The organism is Paenibacillus oryziterrae (genome assembly GCF_042610485.1).
Classification (GTDB): Bacteria; Bacillota; Bacilli; order Paenibacillales; family Paenibacillaceae; genus Paenibacillus_AQ.
The window spans coordinates 226,516-247,257 of the sequence record NZ_JBGJZO010000003.1 but is presented as its reverse complement, the minus strand read 5'-3'; the positions used below and the strand labels follow the sequence as shown (position 1 = coordinate 247,257).

The following is a 20,742-nucleotide window of genomic DNA, read 5'->3' as shown; positions in this document are numbered from 1 at the left end:
GTCTAGCCTCCCCGGGAGCTGTTCTTATACTCTTTAGGAGATTGTCCGTATTTCTTGCGGAAGCAGAAGCTGAAGTAATTGGGATCTGCAAAACCGATTCTTTCAGCAATTTCAAACGCTTTAAGCTCCGTTGAACGCAGCAGATCCTTAGCCGCCTCCAGACGGATTTGCAGCAGATAGCTGACGAACGTCATTTTCATTTCTTTTTTGAAGATGCTGCTGAAGTAACCGGTACTGATGTGCAGATGCTGGCATACCTTGCCGATAGAAATATCAGATTCTTCATAATGGGCACGGATATAATCCTTGGCCTGCTCGATCAGCATTTTATAGCTGGACTGCCGCTCGGTAGCGATATTGTCCATAAGCCGGCTGCATACGCTGATGATCCACTGCTTGGCTTCCCCCATATTGTTGAACCTGTTCAGAACCATAAGAGATGAGAACCCGGGACCGAACAGCTCAGTGGTTTCGCTACCTGCTTCCTTGGCCACACGCAAAATGGATGTAATAATCTCCAGCAAAAAAATCTGATAGTCCTGCGTAGACACCTGCTCCACATCAAGACCTCCGAACAACTCATCTATTGTCTCGGTTAATTCCTGTACTGTCCCCAGTTTAATTGTGCGGATCAAAGCCTGTTCAGTCAGTTCATCATACGCCAGCATCCGGTTAGAGCGGGATTCGACATCCTCAATCCAGATCACTCTATTGTTACCGAGAATGAGGCGATAATCCAATGCCTGCACGGCATCGGCGAAGGAGTTAAACAAGAGCACAGGTGACTGGCATACTGTCCCTGCACCTGCCGTTACAGTCAGCTTTAGGAATCGCTGTACGTTCTGGCGGATTTCCTCCAATATCGCGAAGGTTGTGCCCGTGATTTCCGTTTCAGTCTCCGCATCACTTACAGAGAGCATGACGATATCATCACGGTGAATAAATACTTTGCCGAAACCATGCTTCATGCAGATTTCCTCGGCAATATTAAGCACGGCGAACAGCTGCAGATTTCGATCCCCGGTATCCCGGAGGGAAACGGGCTTGCGCGCTGCACTCGTCGTTCCATCCCCGCGGATATAGTCAACCCCGATAACTGAGGCCTGAAATAACGTTCCGGTAAGATTGATCCCATATTCCATACTTTTCTCGGCAATTTCTGCCGTACGGAGCCTGCGGGATACCAGTGAAGAAAGGAATTGTTCCCGGAGCACCGGCAGACTTTTGCGGTAATGTTCGCTAAGGACAAACACATTTTCTTTTTCGGCGATTTCGGCTTCAATCTGTTCCCGGACTTTCAGCAGAATATCAATCAGTTCTTGAGCGGAAAAAGGCTTCAGCACATACTCATCAATCTGCAGCTTAATCGCCCGCTGTGCATATTCAAATTCGTCGAAGCCTGTCAAAATAATAATTTTTGTATTGGGATGACGGCTGCGAATCCACTCGGCAAGCTGCAGTCCGTTCATAAAAGGCATCTGAATATCGGTCACAACAACATCCGGCAGGTGCCGGTCAATCGATTCTGCAGCTTCTCTGCCGTTCTCGGCCTGGTCCACCACTTCAAAACCGTACTTTTCCCAATCGATCTGGCCAATAATCCCTTCTCTTACATCTTCTTCGTCTTCTACAAGAATCAATTTATACATGAGTCATCCCTCTTCGGATTTGATTAAGGTTTTGTACCAACATAATGGCTACAACCTCTAAGTTTAATTTAAAGTATTGATTTTAACCAGTGCGTTTCCCAAGAATAATGACATTGTTCATACTTTTGTGGGCAAAATACATATTACTAATTTTTAACTAGGCATGATTCATGGAGGATCAATGGAAAAAATAATAAGGTGCCGGGAGGGATGCATGGATAAGCAGTGCTGTTTCAACCCTTTCGGATCGTTCATTATTGCTATACACATCATTTCAATGCGCTTACAGCCCGGATTAACGCTTGTACATCCTTACATATCTTGGTCACGACTCTTGCGGTATTCGTAGGAATGATGTAGGCCTGTTTATATTGGGAAAAGCGCCTTCAAAATATATATGAAAATAAAAAAAACCATCCCGCCTGAGCCGGGATGGGGATATTCGGTTAAGTTATGTTCTATTTGAGTGTTTTGGTGAAACGGTAGCCCGCCTTATCAAACCCGATATGACGATAAAAGGCACGAGCAGGAGCGCGTTCCACACGGTTTCCGCTGCGAAGGAACAGTTGGCAAGAGCCTTGCTGTCTGGCCCATTCTTCCGCGGAGGCTACAAGTCTTTTTCCGAGTCCCTGTCCTCTAAGCTGTTCCGAAACGATAAGTGCGGTAATCTCTGTGATACAGTCTTGTTGTTTATAATAGGAGCTAATTTGCCGTATTCCGACCATACCTACAACTTCGTTGTCTACCTCGGCCACGAGTGTGCAGTGGAGAGAATTATTCTCCATGCTTTCCATTCTCTCTTTCATCACGCTGAGCGTTGTCGGATATCCGAACTCACGCAGGAGCGCAGTTACTCTTTCCAGATCATTCAAGCAGCATTTTCGAATTTGCAGTACCGGTGCCTGAGTACTACTGTTCATCCTCATATACCTCCACTTTTAGCATAGACGCCGCCTGTTTGGCTGTCGTCCTCGCGTTCTCCACAGTTTCCGCTGCGCTCAACGTAACAGCCATCCGTCGGCCTGGTCGTGCTTCCGGCTTGCCGAAGATCCGGACCTGGGTGCCCGGGAATGCCAGCGCCTCATGAATTCCGGTTACTGCAAAGGCTTGTCCGCCGCTTTCCGCCTTGAGGGTAGCCGAAGCTCCCGGGGTGAGCAGCTGAATAGATGATACGGGGAAACCTAGAATAGCCCGTACATGCAGGGCAAATTGCGATAGATCCTGAGTAGCCATTGTCACCATTCCGGTATCATGCGGTCTTGGCGACACCTCACTGAACAATACTCCATTATTCGTTAGAAACAACTCTACGCCAAAAATGCCTAATCCGCCTAACTCATCTGTAATCGCTTTAGCCATGGACTCTGCTTCTTTAAGTAAGCTGGGTTCCATACCATGCGGCTGCCATGATTCAACATAATCGCCGTCCTTCTGAATATGCCCGATGGGCGGACAAAATACGGTTCCATCCACAGTACGCACAGTAAGCAGGGTAATCTCACTTTCGAAGGTGACAAACGCCTCAACGATGACGCGGGTGCCTTTGGCTCTTGCACCTTCAAGTGCACTGCTCCAGCATTGCTCTGCATCCTCCGGCTTCCGGCATACACTCTGCCCTTTGCCGGAGGAGCTCATGATCGGCTTCACTACACAGGGTGTACCGAGTTCCTGAACCGCTTGCTTCAGCTCATCCAGACTATCCGCGAAACGGTATGCCGCGGTAGGAAGGCCCAGTTCTTCGGCTGCCAGCCGGCGAATACCTTCCCTGTCCATAGTCAATCGGGTTGCACGGGCGGTCGGAACCACTCTGAAGCCCTCTTCTTCCAGCTCAACTAGAGCCTGGGTGGCAATGGCTTCAATCTCCGGTACAATGACATCCGGCTTCTCCGCACGGATGAGTGCTTTAAGTGCTTCAGCATCCAGCATATCAATCACATGTGAACGATGGGCCACACCCATCGCAGGTGCGTGGTTATAACGGTCTACGGCCACGGTCTCTACGCCAAGGCGCTGAGCCTCAATAATGACCTCCTTACCCAATTCACCACTGCCAAGCAACAGCAGCTTCCGGCTTTGAGCTGAAAAAGGAGCTCCCCACATTGTCGTTTTCGACCTCTTTCGGCAATTCCACTGTCATTTATCTTTCTTTCAGGAAATCATGACAGTTTCCTTGTAAATTTTCAGGCACCTTTATTTTCTTCCATCACACCACAGATTGCAAGTCTTCTTCGACATTTTCCTACAATCTTCACACTTCACCGTCCACGATTTCGTCGAAAGATTTCTCCAATACGTGTAAATCATGGATTAGCAGGCTCCAGTGTTCAGCGGCATCCCCTCCTTCCCGGTTCAGGGACACAGCCTGCTCCTGCTCTGCAAGTAAGCTATGGAGCCGGTCAGCTGCAGCTTGAAGAGATGTTCTCAGGCAGTGTTTATAATGGGTTATCATAGCCGCCTCCTGAATGCCAGCAGCCTCAGCAATGGCTTCCTTCAACTGCGGTTCAGCAGAAGTTTTAACCTTGTCGCGGCCGGGTCCCTCGAAGAAATAGCGCGGTGATTTGAAGTAATTCCATAACACCAGCCAATCCATCTCGCGTAGCGGTGACTCCATACTGACTGGTGCAGGCCAATGCTCCTCTACTTCCCACAGCAATTGAATCTCGCTTTCAGAAAGCATCAGATCTTCAGCGGCAGCAGTGAAGGCAGAGCGGACAATCTGCTGTCCGGCAGCTTCCAGCCTGAGGGTGGTGGCCCAACATTCCTGCTCCAGTTCCCGCTGGACTGTACGCCAGAGCTCACGTCCACAGGCGGCAAAAATATCCTTCAAATTGCCCGCATCCTCCCGAAGCAGAGAAGGATGGAAGGACTCCTGAAAGAACCGGCCCCATGAGAAACTGAGGCGTTGGCGGACATGGTAGAGCAGCTCTTCCACCTCCCGGCGCAAATCAACGGCAGGCCGTTCCTCCAGCAGCAGCTGATTCATCCGCTCATTAGCAACATGGTGACGATCTGCAAGACGCTGTCTCGTTACCTCCAGCTGGCTACTCTCCCGCGAAGCCAACTCCCGCCATTCCTCCACCCGATGGCGGACCGTGACCATACTCTCCTTAGCTGCGGCAAGCGACAACCCGGGCAGTTCGTCCCCGGCAAAGTTAGCAAATGCGGATTCAAAGAATGCGAACCGGGAACGGTCAAAGAGAAGATCATCCCCTCTGCTCCGGCCTTCCAGCGCCTGCAGACTGGAGAGGCAATAAATGCGGGGTGCCGTCAGTCCTCCGGCACGGAGATTGTTCTCCACATGCTTTCGAACCTCCTCGAGTTCAGCATCATTTGCAGCCAAGTCGGAAGCATTAATCACAAAAAACATTTTATCGAGCGCAAAGCTGTCTTTGATCCGTCCGAGCTGAGCAAGCAGGCTCCGGTCCGCTTTCGAAAATGCGTGATTATAATACGTTACGAAGCAAATCGCATCTGCTTCTTTCATATAGCCAAAGGTAACCCCGGTATGTCTGGCGTGTAAGGAATCTGCTCCCGGGGTGTCCACGAGGATAACTCCACTCTCTGTTAAGGGACTGGAATAAAAGAGGTCGATGCTCCTCACAAAGCAGGCCCTTTTCTCCTCTGCTACCAAAAGACGGTATTGCTCCATATCCACCGTACGAACCTTGCCCAGCCAACTCTCAGCTTCTCCCCAGCCAGCAGCAGCGGCGCGAAGAAATCCGGCATGCGGCTGCGCTGACGGGTGAATCCCCCGTTGCGGCAGCCCTCCCAGCACAGAGACCCAGGTTCCAGCCTGCGGCTCTCCTAGCTGCAGCACCTGAAATGAATGCCGGATATCATTCCAGATTTCCTCCGGCGACTTCATCGTTACTGCAGCCGTCCCGTGCTTGCTGTCCCCTTCCGGTGCTAGAATGCGGTTGACCGCGGCCGTGGCGGGATGGGGAGACACGGGAAGGACATCTTCGCCCAGCAAGGCGTTGGCGAAGGAAGACTTACCGGCGCTGAACGCTCCGAACAGCGCCATCGTGAAGCGGCCGCCGGCGAGGTCTCCCGCCCGCGCCGCCAGGCTGCGCGCGGCCGAGGCCATGCCCGGCTCGCGGTGCAGCCGCTCCGCCGCGGCGCCGAGCACCGCCGCGGCTGCCCCCAGCCTGCGGCGGCCTCCGCCCGCAGGCGCTGCACTTCCCGCCGCCGGGTCTGCGGCGGCGGGAAGTCTCCCGGCCGCTGCCGCTTGCGGCGGCCGGGGCCCCGAGGCGGCGGCGCTGTGCGCGCCGGTCCGCGGGGTGTCCCTCACCTCCGGCAGGGTGCCGGGGGTGAGGGGGCGGCGCGGCGGTAGCAGCGCCGCGAGTTCCTCCGCGCGGGCATCCTCCGCGCGGTTCAGGTCAGCAAGCGCGGCGAAAGCACGCGCCTGCTGACCGAGCTGCTCTTCGCGGCGCGTGAGTTCCGCGCGCCGCTCTTCCACCAGCGGCGGCAGCTTCGCCAGCAGCTCATCTGCCAGCTCAAAGGCCGCGCGCCGGTACCGGCTCTTAATTTCTGCCGCAACCCCGCGGCAGAAATTAAGCAGCGCTTCACCCGAGGCGCCCGTTCCCGGCTTAACCATTCCGGCCAGCCATTCGGCAGAATGGGCTGGCTGCTTCTCCTTCAGCGAGGCTTCTGCGGACTCGCTCCAAAGCTCAAGCTCCTCCCCCCATGAGCGGAGAAGCGAAAGCAAATGCCACTCCAGTTCGCCCTTTATCCTCTCGTTCAAATGTTCATAAAAAACCGATAAACGTAAGGTTTGCTCTTTCAAACGTTTGGCAGGCGTGAACCAAATGCCTGTACGGAATCCCGGATTCAGACTCTCCACATATTGCCCGGCAAGCTCACGTACATCCGCGGGAATCAAATTGGCATTCTCCAGCAGACTATCCAGACTGCTGCGAAGCTTGAGTCTCGATGTCTGGGCCAGTTTCTCGAGATCAAGAAGCTGTTCCTGTACAAGCGCCTGCTCCGACAGCACTCCCCATTCCTGAAGATCCGACAATCCGGACAGTAGTTCTTCCTTCTGTTCGCGTTGCTCTTCACGGTATGTGGAGAGTGCAGAATCCGCCGCATGATGAATAGAGCAAGAGATGCTATATTCGAGCAGCTCTCCCCGTGCCTCCAGCAGTTGACCGATAAGGAGCTCCAGGCGCTCCCAATGATTTAGAGGATGTTCCTTCTCTTTGAGCGAAGTGAATAATACACCAGCACATTGGATATCCCATTGTTTGAAAGCGGTTACCATTTGATGTTGATATTCTTCAATCGAAATTTCGCTCTCCCGGTGCTTGTCAATCTGGTTGACGACCAGATAGAGAGGTTTGCCCCAATCACTAAGATTTTTGGCAAAAGCCAGATTCGTCTCGGATTGCACATGATTATAATCCATCACATAGAATACTACGTCCGCCAGGTGAAGCGCCGAATGAGTGGCACTATGGTGGCCGTCATCCGTTGAATCCACCCCCGGAGTATCCATCAGCACTCCATGTGTTCCAAGCAGCGGGATATCCTCCCATACCTCAATCGCTGTATATTCTCCGCCATTCCGGCAGTACTCTTCAAGTCTTTCAGGTGTTGTCTCCCAAGGGACGTTCTCTTTCTCGCCATCTGCTCTACGCGGATAGACTACAACCCGTGGATTACCGCAGCGGATGGAGACAATATTCGCACTGGTCGGGACTGGGCCTGAAGGAAGCACAGACATCCGGCATAGCGAGTTGATCATACTGGATTTCCCTGCAGAAAAATGACCACAAAAGGCTATCGTCAACTCTTTCGCCAAATCCTTGCGCGATAATTCCGCAAAAATTCGCTCCGTATTAACATCGCCCCACAGCTTCATCAGCTCCTGCAGCCGGCTAAGATCTGAACGCTCATCCGTTGCAGCAGGTTTATACTTCGCTTGTTCCGCTCCCATCCGCACTCCACCTCTGACAATTCCTAATGTCTCAACAAACTACCCAAGAATAGAATAATTCTATTCTATCACCAGATCGTCACAAATCAAACACTTTGACCTACAACTCATGTTTCATCAACCACAGCCTTCCGTTACCCAGATCTTTTCCCTTCATATGCAAAAACCGGCAACCCTCCATTGGAGAGATGCCGGTTTAAAGGTTCTACCGTATATGTTGGGTTTAAGCGATTTCCAGGACTGGCAGCAGAATTTCAAAAACTTTGCCGTGCTGAAGGATCGTAAGTCCGCGGGATTTGTCTTTCATTACGACAACTTCCGGTTTTTGAGCCATACGCTCCAGGTAATGTTCAGGAACATCGCCGGAGTGACTGATTGTAATTCCTTCAACTTCCTGCTCTTCATTCTCTTCAAGCGGGCTTTCTACCACGCGTTCGAAAATGTCTGAAAACACTTCAAAATTGTCCGTATACACAGAAATGCACTTCATCTCTATCCCATCCTCTTCTTCATCTCTTCACCGCATGACTCTTATCTTTCCTGTTCAGCGGTGTTTTCATACGTTTCTTGCCTTCCCGGCATACATCCAGCAGCGGACATTCCTGGCATTTAGGATTCTGTGCTTTGCAGTGATATCTCCCGAAGAAAATTAGCCGATGATGTGTTAATGTCCACTCCTCGCGGGGAACAGCCTTCATGAGCTTCTTCTCCACTTCCAGCACTGAATCATCCCAGCCGGCAAGCGCGAGCCGTTTGGCGACTCGTTCAACATGCGTATCTACAGCAATAGCAGGCATTCCGAAAGCGTTGGATACCACTACGTTTGCAGTCTTTCGTCCGACGCCAGGCAACGTTACAAGCTGGTCATGAGCCTGCGGTATTTCGCCTCCATACCGGTCAATCAGAATGGAACACAGATTCTGAATATGCTTGGCCTTGTTACGGTATAAACCGATACGACGGATATCCGCTTCAAGCTCCTCTACTGGAACTGAAATATAATCGAGAGGCGTTTTATACTTTTGAAACAAATCCGCCGTTACTTTGTTCACCGTAGCATCCGTGCATTGCGCCGACAGCAGCACTGCTATTGTCAACTCAAAGGCATTCTCATGATTCAATTCGCAATGCGCATCCGGGAACAGATCATCGATGGTATCAAGAATGTGGCGGACATCTGCCTTTTTCATAAACGTCCCCTCCACGTAGGGTATACGTCCCTGCGATTATTTGGAGCGCATACTCTAGAATTAAGGAAATATAAGCAAAGTATGTATTATACATTACATGTTCATACATTACAAGCGAATGACACCGCCCTTATATTTCAAAAAAAACGTCTTGCCGCAGAAAAGTCTCTGCGTCAAGACGGTGTTTCACACGGAGAGCCACCCTAGCATTATTGTTTCACAATCTCAACAATGACATCATTATTGAAATATACAGTAATCTTATCATTTTCCTTGAGAGATTGCACGGTTAATGTCGTGTCACCTTGGTGAATATATGCATTCGATGCAAGCAGGAAGCGGTAATTCTCATCATTCAGATCCTCACGTTTGACCACAATCTGATTCGCAGAACTATCATAACGGGATAGCGTACGGCTCATTGCCGGCAGCACTCGAATGATGGTTGAACCATCGAAATCCTTCCTTAGTTCTACTCTTTCAGTAACAGTGAGAGTACTCAGGGAGGTGCTTGTGCCGCTGCTTCTAACTACTTTTACACTGCTGCCTGTCAGGAACGTTTGGGTGATACCTGAGAAGTCCTTGATCGCCAATGTACCCGCAGTTGCATCCAAGGACAGAACCTGCCCAGAAGTGACTTTTACCTGTTGGATGGATACCGTTGAAGATCCGTTTGTCACGATATTCACGTAATCCCCGGCTTTATAATCAGCAACACTCAGTGTTTTACCCGTTTCATTCGTCAATATGGCACCCGATGTATATACAGTCGCGGTACCGCCAGACCATTTCACGTTAACACGATTATTAGGAGCATCCGTTGTGGTAATAACCGCCTGCACTACCGATTTCAGGCGCAATACGGAGATGGAATCCTGGCTCGCGGACAATACTGCGGATACCGTATTACCTACTGCAATATCTGCGATGGTAGCACCGGTACGGCCGAATATGTCTATTGAAGTAGGATAAGGAAGCGACAAAGTTTGTCCGTCACTCGTCTTGATCTCGATCTTTTGGCTGGCCGTTGAAATCGCTGTTACCGTTCCTTCATATTTCGTAACAATATCCAGACTAAAGGTCCGCTGTCCAATCGCATTAACGCTAATTTTACGGCCTTCTGTCAGATAAGTTCCGATAGAAGTCAGCGTAGGAACTGCTCCCTCATACGTGAGCTTCGTTTTATCATCAAGTGTGAACAGACGGGCTTTATTATTGTTATCGATGGCAGTAAGCAGCTTATTCTTAACGTTATAGGACACCACACTCAAACTGTTATACAGCTCGATCTGCCGACTGAGTACTTCAATTTTGGTAACCTGGTCACTGCTGTTAAGCGTAAATCGGATGTTGTCTCCGCCTGTTGCGTCAGCAATCAAATCACCAGCCGCAGGATTTGTAATTCCCGGGATCACAATAACCGGTGAGGCAGCGAGGAGTTTCACCTCACGGGTACCGTCACTTTTCTTATATACAACAGTAGAAGTGCCAATTTCATAGAGGGAACCTTGAACCGTACGTTCAAGCGCCTCTGTTACTTCAACCGATTGAATCATATTATTAGCAATAGTGTACTTCACAGCCGAGCCGGCTTTAAGTTCTGAAGTAGCCAGAATGGTATCTTTATAGCGGAATATGGAGGTATCATCCCACTTGAAGCTCTCTTCAACGCCAGTACTGGTCTTGAATGTAATGCTTTTTCCGGTAAGATCAATGCTCTTCAGTGTTCCGATTGCACCGGTCTTATTAACAATTCCGGAAGTCACCTGTACGCTGATTACTTTATTAGTACCAGTGTAAGTTTCACGCAGCAACGTAATCTGGCTATCAGCGGCTATCGACGATGATTCAATTGCAACGCCGTTCACATCAAGAAATACTGTGCTGGCATCAAATGCATATTCGGGATAACCATCTGCCGTCTTCATGAACAGCTTATTATTTCCAGTGATTCTGGCGAAGCTGCCCTTGATGGTTTCAACCTGCTGCTTGGCATCCGTAAGCTCGACATAAGATGCATTGCCGCCCGTGCCGATAATCATAACCTTTGTATAAAGCTTGATGTCACTTAGACTAGCCTTCGTTTCGGAAGCACTGGTGAAATACGCTGTGCTTGTTCCAATGTTAAATGTAGTAGACTTACCATTCTCATAAAGAGTAATCTTGCCGTCCTTCAGTTCAGTGACGATCCCTGTTGCAGTGTTGTCATAGACAAGACTGTTCTTAGCTTCTGCGCGACTAAAGAAAGTAGCCAGCTGGGCACGGGTTACAGCACCCTGAGGATCAAAACGGTTGCCATCAAGTCCTGTGGCCAGTCCTAGATCAACGGCGGCATTGATAAATCCGCGTCTTCCGGATGATACCTTGGCGTCATCAGCGAAGCCGGTCGGTTCATTCGCTACCGCAGCAGCATCCGCATTTTTACCGAGGGAACGGATTAGAAGCTCGGCAATCCACTCTCTGGTTGCTTTACGCTCTCCCCAGGAGGTCTTCAGATTACCCTCAGCCATTTCTACCGTTTTATCCAGAAGCTTCTGTTGGAACGCCAGAACAACATAGGATTTATAATAATTGGATACCTGGAAATTAGCCGGAAGTGCGACCTCAGTACTGGTGCTTGTCTCATTCTGCAGCTTCATGAACCGAAGAGCCATCAAAACGGCTTCCTGTTGAGTTACGGAATCCCCGGGACGGAACTTCCCGTTATTGCCGACAACAATTCCCTGTCCGGCGAGCTTGTAGATATGTTTTTCTGCCCAATATCCGCTTTTCACATCACTAAACGCAGAAGAGACCGCAGCAGTTGTTGTGGTGGTTGTTGTGGTTGTGGTGGTACTTGCAGCCAAGGCAGACCCTGCACCTCCCAAGGTTATAGCCCCCGCAAGGATGACGGTAAAAGCTTTTGCTGCATAATTTCCTGCGGAACGTTGTGTCCTATTCTGTCCAGACAATATGATATTCCCCTCTCTGCATCACATATAAGTAGTATTAAAGTAGGTTCGCCGGACAACGTCTATATTCCTGCCCAGGGATCAGCTGTTATCTCTAGTCATGGGGTGCTCTAAATCCACATGTCCCATTAGACTTTCGACCTGTTCTCCGTCTACAAGAAGTTCAACACTCTGAACCTCAGGGAATTGGAATAACGTTTGGGTAAGAGCACTAAGCGCAAAAGCTTCGCCGCCCGCACCAAGCTGAGCTTCATCCGGTTTATGGATGTCCATGACAATTTGACCGTCTTCAAATTTCAGAGAATTTAACTCGATTTTGCCCCATAGAGGGATAAGTTCAGGGTTATCACTGCTTTGCAGACCCTTAAATGCCTCGGTATACTTGCTCACAGCATCTGTATAACTAATAGAAACCTCAGCCTCAACCAGATCCAACAGTTGGGGATCAGTGAAATATACTTTTATTGTCTCATTCTGCTTCTGAGCAGCTTCTTCAGTAGGTGCCGGATCGTTAGCCCCTGAACTGTTGTTCGTGGGCTCAGCCGTAGCCTCGTTACTTCCCTCATTACCCGAACTGTTCTCTCCGTTCGCGCCTGCTCCGCTGACAACAGCAGGACTCTGAATACCGTTTGATCCGGAAGCAGCCGGTTTGTCCCCACATCCAGACATGACGAGTAGCAGAAGCACCGATAAACCAGCGAACCCTAACTTTTTATTCAACATTGTAACGCCTCCCTAGATGAATACGGACAGACTCGTGCTGCAAAGCCACCTTTATTACTAAGAACGTAAAGGGGCTCTGCGGCGCTTGTCTGCCGTTTAGCTGTTATTTGATACCGAGATATTCCTTGATTCCTTTAACCATAGCTGCAGCTACTCTATTCTGCAAGGCTTCTGTAAATAGAAGAGCCTCATCACCCTTGTTGCTTAAGTATCCAACTTCCAGGAGCACTGCTGGCATCTTGGTTTCACGTATCACGTGGAAGTTGCCGTACCTTACGCCGCGGTCACTGAGTCCGGTTGCCTGCACCAAATATTTATGCATTACATTTGCCAGTCCCTTGCTCGCTTCGCGCTGGTAATATGTCTCGGTTCCGCTTGCCGATGAAGAGGCGCCACTATTGGCATGCACCGAGATGAACAGATCCGCCTGCAAATTATTGGCAATCGCAGCACGTTCCTTGAGTTCCAGGAAGGTATCATCACTGCGTGTAAGAACTACGTCAATATTGCTCTCTTTCTTAAGCAATGCCGCTGCTTTTAGAATAACAGCCAGATTGAATTTCTTCTCGTATTTACCGGTATAGCCCACGGCCCCGGAATCCTTCGCACCATGGCCTGCATCCAGAACAACCAGCTTTTTGCCGGAGCCAATAGTTGTATCTACCGGATCAGGTGCGTTCAAATCAACGATAACCAAACTTCCTTCATCCCCGGTAGCGCTAACGGTATAATTCTTGGGATAGTTCAAATCAATGACAAAGCGCACCTTATAAGGATTACTGCTAAATAGTGAATAGCGTACACCTGAAACATCCGGATAACCCGTTACATCAAGCTGTCCATTCAAGCTTGGGTCCAGCAACTCACCATTCCCAAATACATCGGAGAAGGTGGAATTCGGAAGATCTACAATAATCCGGTCTGGGTTACTGAGTTTCGAAACCATGGGCTTAACTGTGCCTTCCATTGCGATGATAAGCCGGTTCTCGCTGAAACTGACACCGTTCACCTTGGAAAGCTTGTCTACAGGAACTGAACCCTGAGTCATCAGAGTAACAACTTTCTCTGCGTTATCCCAGGCAACGTCTAGTCCAAACTCCGTACTGATGAATCGGATCGGGACGAGTGTTATGTTGTTTCGCAGATATGGAGCAGTATTAAGAATGACCGTTCTGCCATCAACCGAAGCTGATTTTTGATTGAGCACTAGCACAATGGTCTTTCCCTGTTGTTCAACGGTAACCTGCTGAGTTTTTTGATCCCAATTGACCGAGTATCCCAGGTTCGTAGTGATCATTTTTAATGGAACCATAACCGAGCCGTTGACGTTCTCTACAGGGACATCCTGCCCTGCAGTAATATCCTGACCATCCAGGTAAATCTTGTTGTTTCCAGAGGCATGTCCTTTATCGGGAAAAACTAATACAAAGAGCAGCAACAACAACATAAAACCAAATTTCTTCATTCTTCACCTCTAAGAATCTAGTATTCCGCCGGTGAACGGCGTTCATGATGACTAGGCGACAGACGACTTCAACCTCTATTTAGACGCCCCCGCTGTTTAAAAGTTGCGAATATATTCCATGCTTCCTGAGGATTCGCTGGCACTTGATGTCGACTACATCCCCAAATATTCCTTGATTCCAGAAACGATTTCCCGCGCCAGTGCGTCCTGAAGTCCTTCTGAGTATAACGCAGCCTCGTCACCGGAATTGGTTAAATAACCTGCCTCCAGCAGAACGGCTGGCATACTGGTTTCACGCGTAACATGGAGACTTTTGCTCCTTACACCGTTATCCTTAAACCCTGTTCCCGCTACAAGGTGTTTATGCATGATTTGTGCGAGCAGAAGACTTTCACTGCGGGTATAGTAGGTTTCACTGCCCGTTACTTTATTCCAGCTGGGATACGTGGTTGGCATTGCATTCGCATGCAGAGAAATGAACAAATCCGCCTGCATGGCTTCGGCAATATCCACCCGTTCCTGCAGACCCAGTGTCCGGTCATCGTTTCGGGTAAGCACAACTGTGATTCCTGACTCCTGCTGCAGTAATGCCGCCGCCTTCAGAATAACAGCGAGATTGAAATCCTTCTCCAGCCTCTTTGTCAGACTCGTTGCTCCCGGCTGGGTGCCTCCGTGTCCGGCATCAAGTACTACAACAGGCTGGCCCGTTCCCGTATAACCACCGCCAGTCACCGGACCTGATCCTGGCATATTCAAATCAATGGTAACAAGACCCGATGCCTCATCCGCGATGACTTGATAAGGATAATTACCGGTCATTTGAATGACAAAACGAACAGTTGCGGGACTTTGGCTGAAGAGCGAATACCGTACCTCAGATACTTGCGGATAACCAGTCGTGTCCAGCTTACCTGCCACAATACCCCCTGCAAAATCCGTTGAGAAGATAGTATTCGGGAAATCCACTACAATGCGGTATGGATTATTCATAAGCGTAACCACTGGTTTGGCGCCCGCCGCAGAGGCGATCATCAGCCGGTTCTCGTTAAACACCGCACCCATAACCTGTGAAGTTGCCACCGGGCTAGTTACGTTGTCAGAACCTCCCGGTGCTGCCGGATTTACAGGATCAGTTCCGACGGTACCGTTATTCGGTTCGCCATTGTCAACGCCTTCATTTCCGTTTGAGGAATTACCTGTCAAATAAACGATCTTATCAACGTTATCCCAGCCGACCTGAAGTCCAAACTGCTGGCCCACAAATTTCAAAGGTACAAGTACTGTATTTTTCGTCTGCTTGGGAGCTGCCGTTAAATCCATGGAGATGCCATCTGAGTATGCGATCTTACTGCCCACTGCAAGCTCTACAACTTTTCCATTTTTTTGTAGTGTAACTTTTTGAGTCTTCTTCTCCCACTGCACGTCATATCCGAGATTTGTCGTTACTACGCGGATGGGGACCAGGATATTGCCTTTCGCATTCTCCACCGTAACACCAGCCGGCATGATCAGTTCCTTGTTGTCCATAATAATCTTAGCATTTCCTGCAGCAGCAGCATCCCGGCCAAACGACAGAAGCAATAGGGGCATTAACAGTAACAACAGCAGCAGACCGGTCTTCTTCATTCATTTCTCCCCTTGAACAGTTGATAGATACATAGATAAGGTATAGACGCCAAAATCCCCCATAAGTTACACGATAGAACGCGAATAATGCAATTATAGCAAAAAAACTTCCATTTCCGATATGCGGAAATGGAAGTTTTGTGTAATAATTACAAGGTTTGCGAATCAAGTTGCTTGTTATCGCTACGAGAATAGTTTTGCGGCATGCTTCTCTTCATAAGCAGTGATTTCGTCCGCATGCTGAAGAGTTAGACCAATATCATCCAAACCTTGCAACAGGAATTGGCGGCGGTGCTCGTCAAGGTCGAAATCAATATGAAGGCCGTAGTCATCCGTTAGTGTTTTGTTCTCGAGATTGACATTTAATTCATATCCCTCATGGATATCTGTACGGTTGAACAGGTCATCCACCTGCTCCTCTGACAGCTTGATTGGCAGAATGCCATTTTTGAAACAGTTATTGTAGAAAATATCTGCAAAAGAAGGTGCGATAACCACCTTGAAGCCATAATCCATGATAGCCCATGGGGCATGTTCCCGTGAGGAGCCGCAGCCGAAGTTGGCACGCGAGATGAGTACCGAAGCGCCTTTATATCTCGGTTTATTCATTTCAAATGCGGCATTGTCATTGCCTGCTTCGTCAAAACGCCATTCGTAGAAGAGAAACTGGCCGAAGCCCGTCCGTTCAATACGCTTCAAAAACTGTTTTGGTATGATGGCATCCGTATCTACATTCACCCGGTCGACAGGTGCTACAATTCCCGTTAATTGTTTGAAAGCTTCCATTTCTATACCCTCCCGGTTCTTCTCGTTCTATGCATTTACGGCTTCTGTCTTATAGTTCCAGTCACGAATATCTGTAAAATGGCCTTTAATCGCAGCCGCTGCCGCCATTGCCGGAGATACGAGATGCGTACGTCCGCCGCGTCCCTGGCGACCTTCAAAGTTACGGTTTGAAGTCGATGCGCAGCGCTGTCCCGGTTGAAGAACGTCCGGATTCATAGCGAGACACATGCTGCAGCCCGCTTCACGCCATTCAAAGCCCGCTTCTGTGAAGACTTTATCAAGCCCTTCTTTCTCTGCCTGAAGCTTAACACGTCCCGATCCAGGAACAACAATAGCTGTTACGTTAGCTGAAACGGTATGTCCTTTGGCAACCTGTGCTGCAGCCCGCAGATCTTCGATCCGGCCATTCGTGCAGGAACCAATAAATACATAATCAATGTCGATTTCAGATATTGGGGTACCTGGTGTTAAAGCCATATATTCTAGCGCTTTTTCAGCAGCTTTGCGTTCATTCTCCGTGGTGAAGTCGGCTGGGTTCGGAACAACAGACGAAATATCCGTGCCCATACCCGGACTTGTTCCCCATGTAACTTGTGGAATCAGTGTTTCTACATCAAATTCCACCACTGTGTCATACTGGGCGCCTTCATCACTTACAAGAGTTCTCCATGTATCGACAGCTTCATCATATGCAGCACCTTGTGGCACATACTGACGTCCGCGCAGATATTCAAAAGTCGTCTCATCAGGGGCGATCAGTCCCGCTCTTGCACCACCTTCAATGGACATGTTGCAGACCGTCATACGCTCTTCCATGGACAGTTCGCGGATGGCCTCACCGGTGTACTCAATAACATATCCGGTAGCAAAATCCGTTCCGTATTTAGCGATTACGCCAAGGATCATATCCTTTGCCGTTACACCAAGGTTGCGTTTACCGGTAAAGCGGATTTCCATCGTCTTAGCTTTCGACTGCTGCAAACACTGGGTTGCCAGCACATGCTCTACTTCACTGGTTCCGATTCCGAATGCCAGTGCGCCAAATGCGCCGTGCGTGGAGGTATGGCTGTCACCACAGACAATCGTTTTACCTGGGTGAGTCAAGCCGATTTCCGGTCCCATTACATGGACAACACCTTGGTCAATATCATTTAGGTCAAACAATCTCACGCCAAAATCTCGGCAGTTCTGTGAGAGGGTGTCGATCTGCTGTTTAGAGATCGGATCGGTAATATTAAAACGGTCTTTAGTAGGAACGTTATGATCCATCGTAGCGAAAGTCAGTTCAGGACGGCGAACCTTACGGCCGCTCAGCCGGAGACCTTCAAAGGCCTGCGGTGAAGTCACCTCATGCACCAGATGCAGATCGATGTACAGAATCGACGGCTTGCCTTCTTCTTGATGGATGACGTGATTATCCCAAATCTTCTCAAACATTGTCTTGTTGCTCATGAAAGATTCACCTCGTTATTTTATCGTTCATAGGAAGAGAGCGTGGAGTCTCTCTTGAATGTTCTAAATATAACATGGCACTCTTTATAATTCCAAGATATGATTTCTATAATTCCTATAGGTTGGACCTATAAGTGATCTGAATATAGACAACAATCCACCTATTACTAATCAAGTGGCTTATAGGTTATAATTATAAGAAGAATACCCCAATATAGTATTTTATATCGATTAAGGAGCATTTATCTCATGGAACTCAGACAACTGCAATATGCGCTGCAAATTGCCGCCGAACGCAATTTCTCACGGGCTGCCGAGAAGCTCCATATTGCACAGCCCTCCCTTAGCCAGCAGTTGTCCAAGCTGGAGAAGGAGCTTGGTGTACTCCTGTTTCAACGAAATACCAGTACGGTAGAGCTAACCCACGCAGGAAAAAAATTCGTGGAACAGGCACAGGGAATTATCGATGCGGTAGAACTGCTCCGCCAAGAAATGTCGGATATTTCCCAGTTACGGACCGGAAGAGTTGTCGTTGGAAGTATGCCAATTACCGGAGCCCATCTGCTTCCGCACGTCCTGCCTGTCTTTAAGGATACCTATCCTGACATTGAGATTGCTCTGCTGGAGGATTCCTCCATGAACCTGGAGAAGCTGACTGCAAGCGGCCAGACCGATCTTAGTCTGCTGTCACTTCCACTAGGCGAGCCTTCCCTGGCCTATGAAATCCTTGGCGAAGAGCCCATTGATCTCGCCGTTCCTCCAGGACACCCGCTTGCAGCCCGTGTACAATCCGGACTCCGCACTTCGCTGAACGAATTAAGGAATGAACCCTTTATCGTCCTGAAAGAAGGACAGGGCTTCCGGAAAATTACGATGGACTTATGCCAGGATGCAGGATTCTCTCCCCGGATTGTCTTTGAGAGCAACAATATGGAAACTGTACAATCGCTGGTGGCTACCGGAATGGGAGTAACACTTGTTCCGCGTTTTATCGCCAGAGCACCACGAAGCGAATTTGTGCCTGCCTATCTTCCCCTTGCCGAGCCCGTACCAGCCCGAACCCTGGTAATTGCCTACCGCCGTGGAAGATATTTGTCCAAAGCAGCGGAAGCTTTAATTGAGACCTTTAAATCAACAGTGGCAGGACTCAGCTACTGAATAACAATAAAAGCCGTCCTCTGCCTACCGGCAAGTGGACGGCTATTTCGTTTGAATGATTTATTTACGCAAATTATGCTGGGTGATCAACCGGTTCTGGTCATCCGGAAAGCGTGATGTCCTTTCATCTACCGGTCCGCGGCCTCTTGGGTTTCCAGTCTTGTCCTCCACGAATTCACGAATCGCATTATTTTGGAATTGTGCAGCTTCGTTTGAATTTTGATTCTGTTCCTGCGGGAAATTATTGCCTTTACTCAATGATATCCACCTCCTGGTAACAGATTAATTGTATTTAACCCGTTCATTCCGAGGCTAAACACTTTTCTGCACTTTAAAGCAATAAATAGGTCCTCTCCCTTTGCAAACTCCCGGTCTCCATGGTATTGTAGAGGACAAATAAGCGAAAAACGTACAGACGGGACCAGTACGAATGAGCACAATCGCGCCAGAGAGTAAATTCCGATAGGCTGGGAGAATTTACAGCGATGTCATTCCGAATCCTACCCCCGAGCGGCCTGCCCTGCAGGACGGCCCCCTCCCGTTATGAGGAATAGAGTCGGATGAACCTCATCAATGAAGGTGGTACCGCGGAAGTTAACCAAGCTTTCGTCCTTTGCTAAGTCTAAGGATGGGGCTTTTTTTGTTTTTTATTAATACTTGAGGAAGTGAAAGACATTGACGACACGTTTAGTGGTTAAAATCGGGAGCAGCTCGCTTACCGGACCTGAAGGAGGACTTAACCGTGAAGCCATTGCCTTCTTCGCCGCTGAAATCGCCGGACTGCGTAAAAGCGGCTGTGAAGTGCTTCTGGTCACCTCCGGGGCTGTGGCCGCTGGTTTCCGAAGTATTGGCTACCCCGTCCGTCCCAAGCTGCTGCATGAGAAGCAGGCGGCCGCCGCCGTAGGACAGGCACTGCTAATGCAGGCTTACCAGGAAGCTTTCGCCGCACATCAGATCACAGCAGCACAGATTCTGCTGACCAGAACCGATTTCTGCAGCCGCCGGGCAATGAACAACGCAGTGATGACTGTAGAAGAGCTTCTCCGTCAGGGCGCTGTCCCCGTGTTTAACGAAAATGATACGGTGTCAGTTGATGAGCTGAAATTCGGAGATAATGATACCTTATCTGCGCTTGTCGCCAATCTGCTCAAAGCATCCAGACTGCTTGTGCTTACTGATATGGACGGTTTGTACAGCGGAGACCCGCGCAAGCATCCGGATGCCGTCCGGTACCAGAGCGTAGAGGAAATCACTCCTGAAATCTATGCGATTGCCGGCGGTGCTGGCAGTAGCGTAGGTACCGGCGGGATGCGTTCCAAAATCGACGCAGCCAAAATCGCCACCAGAGGCGGTGTACCCGTATTTATTGGTAAGGTATCAGAAGCAGGAGACTTGCACCTGGCTGCTGAGGGTTCCGGAAAAGGCACCTATTTTGCCACAACCTTGTCCTCCCTTCCGGTCAAGAAGCAGTGGCTTGGCTTTATGTCTACACCGCTTGGTTCCCTGTACGTGGACGACGGAGCTGCCAATGCACTGCTGCATGGTGGACATAGCCTGCTCCCGGTTGGCGTCAAACGGACAGAAGGAAGCTTTCATGCCGGAGATGTCGTAGAAGTTCTAAGCCTGGATTCTAATCTCATTGGACGGGGCATCGTAAACTATGATGAAGCCCAGCTCAGCAGAATAAAAGGCTTGCCAAGTGCCCGGGTAGTTTCTGAGCTCGGAGAAGTTCACCGGCTGGAAGTCATCCACCGGGATGAATGGATTACACTTAGTTAACCTGCAAATTAACCTATTATGTTCA

The 20,742-nt window shown here is 49.3% G+C and carries 15 protein-coding genes; 2 read left to right on the top strand and 13 right to left on the bottom strand.

Going from position 1 to position 20,742, the window contains the following annotated elements; genetic code table 11:
• Positions 1-2: 2 nt before the first annotated feature.
• The 12 genes from ACAN55_RS05825 to leuC all read right to left on the bottom strand — a co-directional run bounded on the left by ACAN55_RS05825 (position 3) and on the right by leuC (position 17,780).
• Positions 3-1,649, bottom strand: coding sequence for a response regulator transcription factor (locus ACAN55_RS05825; RefSeq protein ID WP_379129375.1), 1,647 nt, complete (start codon positions 1,647-1,649; stop codon positions 3-5).
• Positions 1,650-2,107: 458 nt separating this feature from the next.
• Positions 2,108-2,569, bottom strand: coding sequence for a GNAT family N-acetyltransferase (locus ACAN55_RS05820; protein WP_379129373.1), 462 nt, complete (start codon positions 2,567-2,569; stop codon positions 2,108-2,110).
• Positions 2,559-3,749: a formate-dependent phosphoribosylglycinamide formyltransferase gene (gene purT / locus ACAN55_RS05815; RefSeq protein WP_379129371.1), complete on the bottom strand. Its 1,191-nt coding sequence runs from the start codon at positions 3,747-3,749 to the stop codon at positions 2,559-2,561. Before purT ends, ACAN55_RS05820 begins: the two co-directional genes overlap by 11 nt.
• A gap of 148 nt (positions 3,750-3,897) precedes the next feature.
• On the bottom strand, positions 3,898-7,587 hold the full coding sequence (locus ACAN55_RS05810; RefSeq protein ID WP_379129368.1) for a dynamin family protein: 3,690 nt from the start codon (positions 7,585-7,587) through the stop codon (positions 3,898-3,900).
• Between the two features lie 223 nt (positions 7,588-7,810).
• Positions 7,811-8,077 (bottom strand): NAD/NADP transhydrogenase alpha subunit, encoded by a 267-nt coding sequence (locus ACAN55_RS05805; RefSeq protein ID WP_379129365.1) that lies wholly within the window; start codon positions 8,075-8,077, stop codon positions 7,811-7,813.
• A gap of 19 nt (positions 8,078-8,096) precedes the next feature.
• Positions 8,097-8,777, bottom strand: coding sequence for an endonuclease III (gene nth, locus ACAN55_RS05800; protein WP_379129362.1), 681 nt, complete (start codon positions 8,775-8,777; stop codon positions 8,097-8,099).
• A 209-nt stretch (positions 8,778-8,986) separates the two neighbouring features.
• Positions 8,987-11,728, bottom strand: a complete 2,742-nt coding sequence (locus tag ACAN55_RS05795) for an S-layer homology domain-containing protein (RefSeq protein WP_379129359.1) — start codon at positions 11,726-11,728, stop codon at positions 8,987-8,989.
• Positions 11,729-11,809: 81 nt separating this feature from the next.
• Positions 11,810-12,451: a GerMN domain-containing protein gene (locus tag ACAN55_RS05790; protein WP_379129356.1), complete on the bottom strand. Its 642-nt coding sequence runs from the start codon at positions 12,449-12,451 to the stop codon at positions 11,810-11,812.
• A 103-nt stretch (positions 12,452-12,554) separates the two neighbouring features.
• Entirely contained in the window at positions 12,555-13,916 is a 1,362-nt protein-coding gene (locus ACAN55_RS05785) for an N-acetylmuramoyl-L-alanine amidase family protein (protein ID WP_379129353.1), read from the bottom strand.
• Positions 13,917-14,069: 153 nt separating this feature from the next.
• The gene (locus ACAN55_RS05780) at positions 14,070-15,542 is read right to left on the bottom strand and encodes an N-acetylmuramoyl-L-alanine amidase family protein (RefSeq protein ID WP_379129350.1); all 1,473 of its coding nucleotides are present in this window, start codon (positions 15,540-15,542) and stop codon (positions 14,070-14,072) included.
• Positions 15,543-15,725: 183 nt separating this feature from the next.
• A complete protein-coding gene (gene leuD / locus ACAN55_RS05775) occupies positions 15,726-16,328 on the bottom strand; it encodes a 3-isopropylmalate dehydratase small subunit (protein WP_379129348.1) in 603 nt (200 codons plus the stop codon).
• A 27-nt stretch (positions 16,329-16,355) separates the two neighbouring features.
• On the bottom strand, positions 16,356-17,780 hold the full coding sequence (gene leuC, locus ACAN55_RS05770) for a 3-isopropylmalate dehydratase large subunit (RefSeq protein ID WP_379129346.1): 1,425 nt from the start codon (positions 17,778-17,780) through the stop codon (positions 16,356-16,358).
• A 249-nt stretch (positions 17,781-18,029) separates the two neighbouring features.
• On the opposite strand from leuC, the gene ACAN55_RS05765 reads away from it, so the two are divergent.
• On the top strand, positions 18,030-18,938 hold the full coding sequence (locus tag ACAN55_RS05765) for a LysR family transcriptional regulator (RefSeq protein WP_379129343.1): 909 nt from the start codon (positions 18,030-18,032) through the stop codon (positions 18,936-18,938).
• Positions 18,939-18,998: 60 nt separating this feature from the next.
• Here the strand turns inward: ACAN55_RS05765 and ACAN55_RS05760 are convergent, their stop codons facing one another.
• The gene (locus tag ACAN55_RS05760; protein WP_379129340.1) at positions 18,999-19,196 is read right to left on the bottom strand and encodes a hypothetical protein; all 198 of its coding nucleotides are present in this window, start codon (positions 19,194-19,196) and stop codon (positions 18,999-19,001) included.
• A 417-nt stretch (positions 19,197-19,613) separates the two neighbouring features.
• Between ACAN55_RS05760 and proB the strand changes: the two genes are divergently transcribed.
• On the top strand, positions 19,614-20,717 hold the full coding sequence (gene proB / locus ACAN55_RS05755) for a glutamate 5-kinase (protein ID WP_379129336.1): 1,104 nt from the start codon (positions 19,614-19,616) through the stop codon (positions 20,715-20,717).
• The last annotated feature ends 25 nt before the right edge of the window (positions 20,718-20,742 follow it).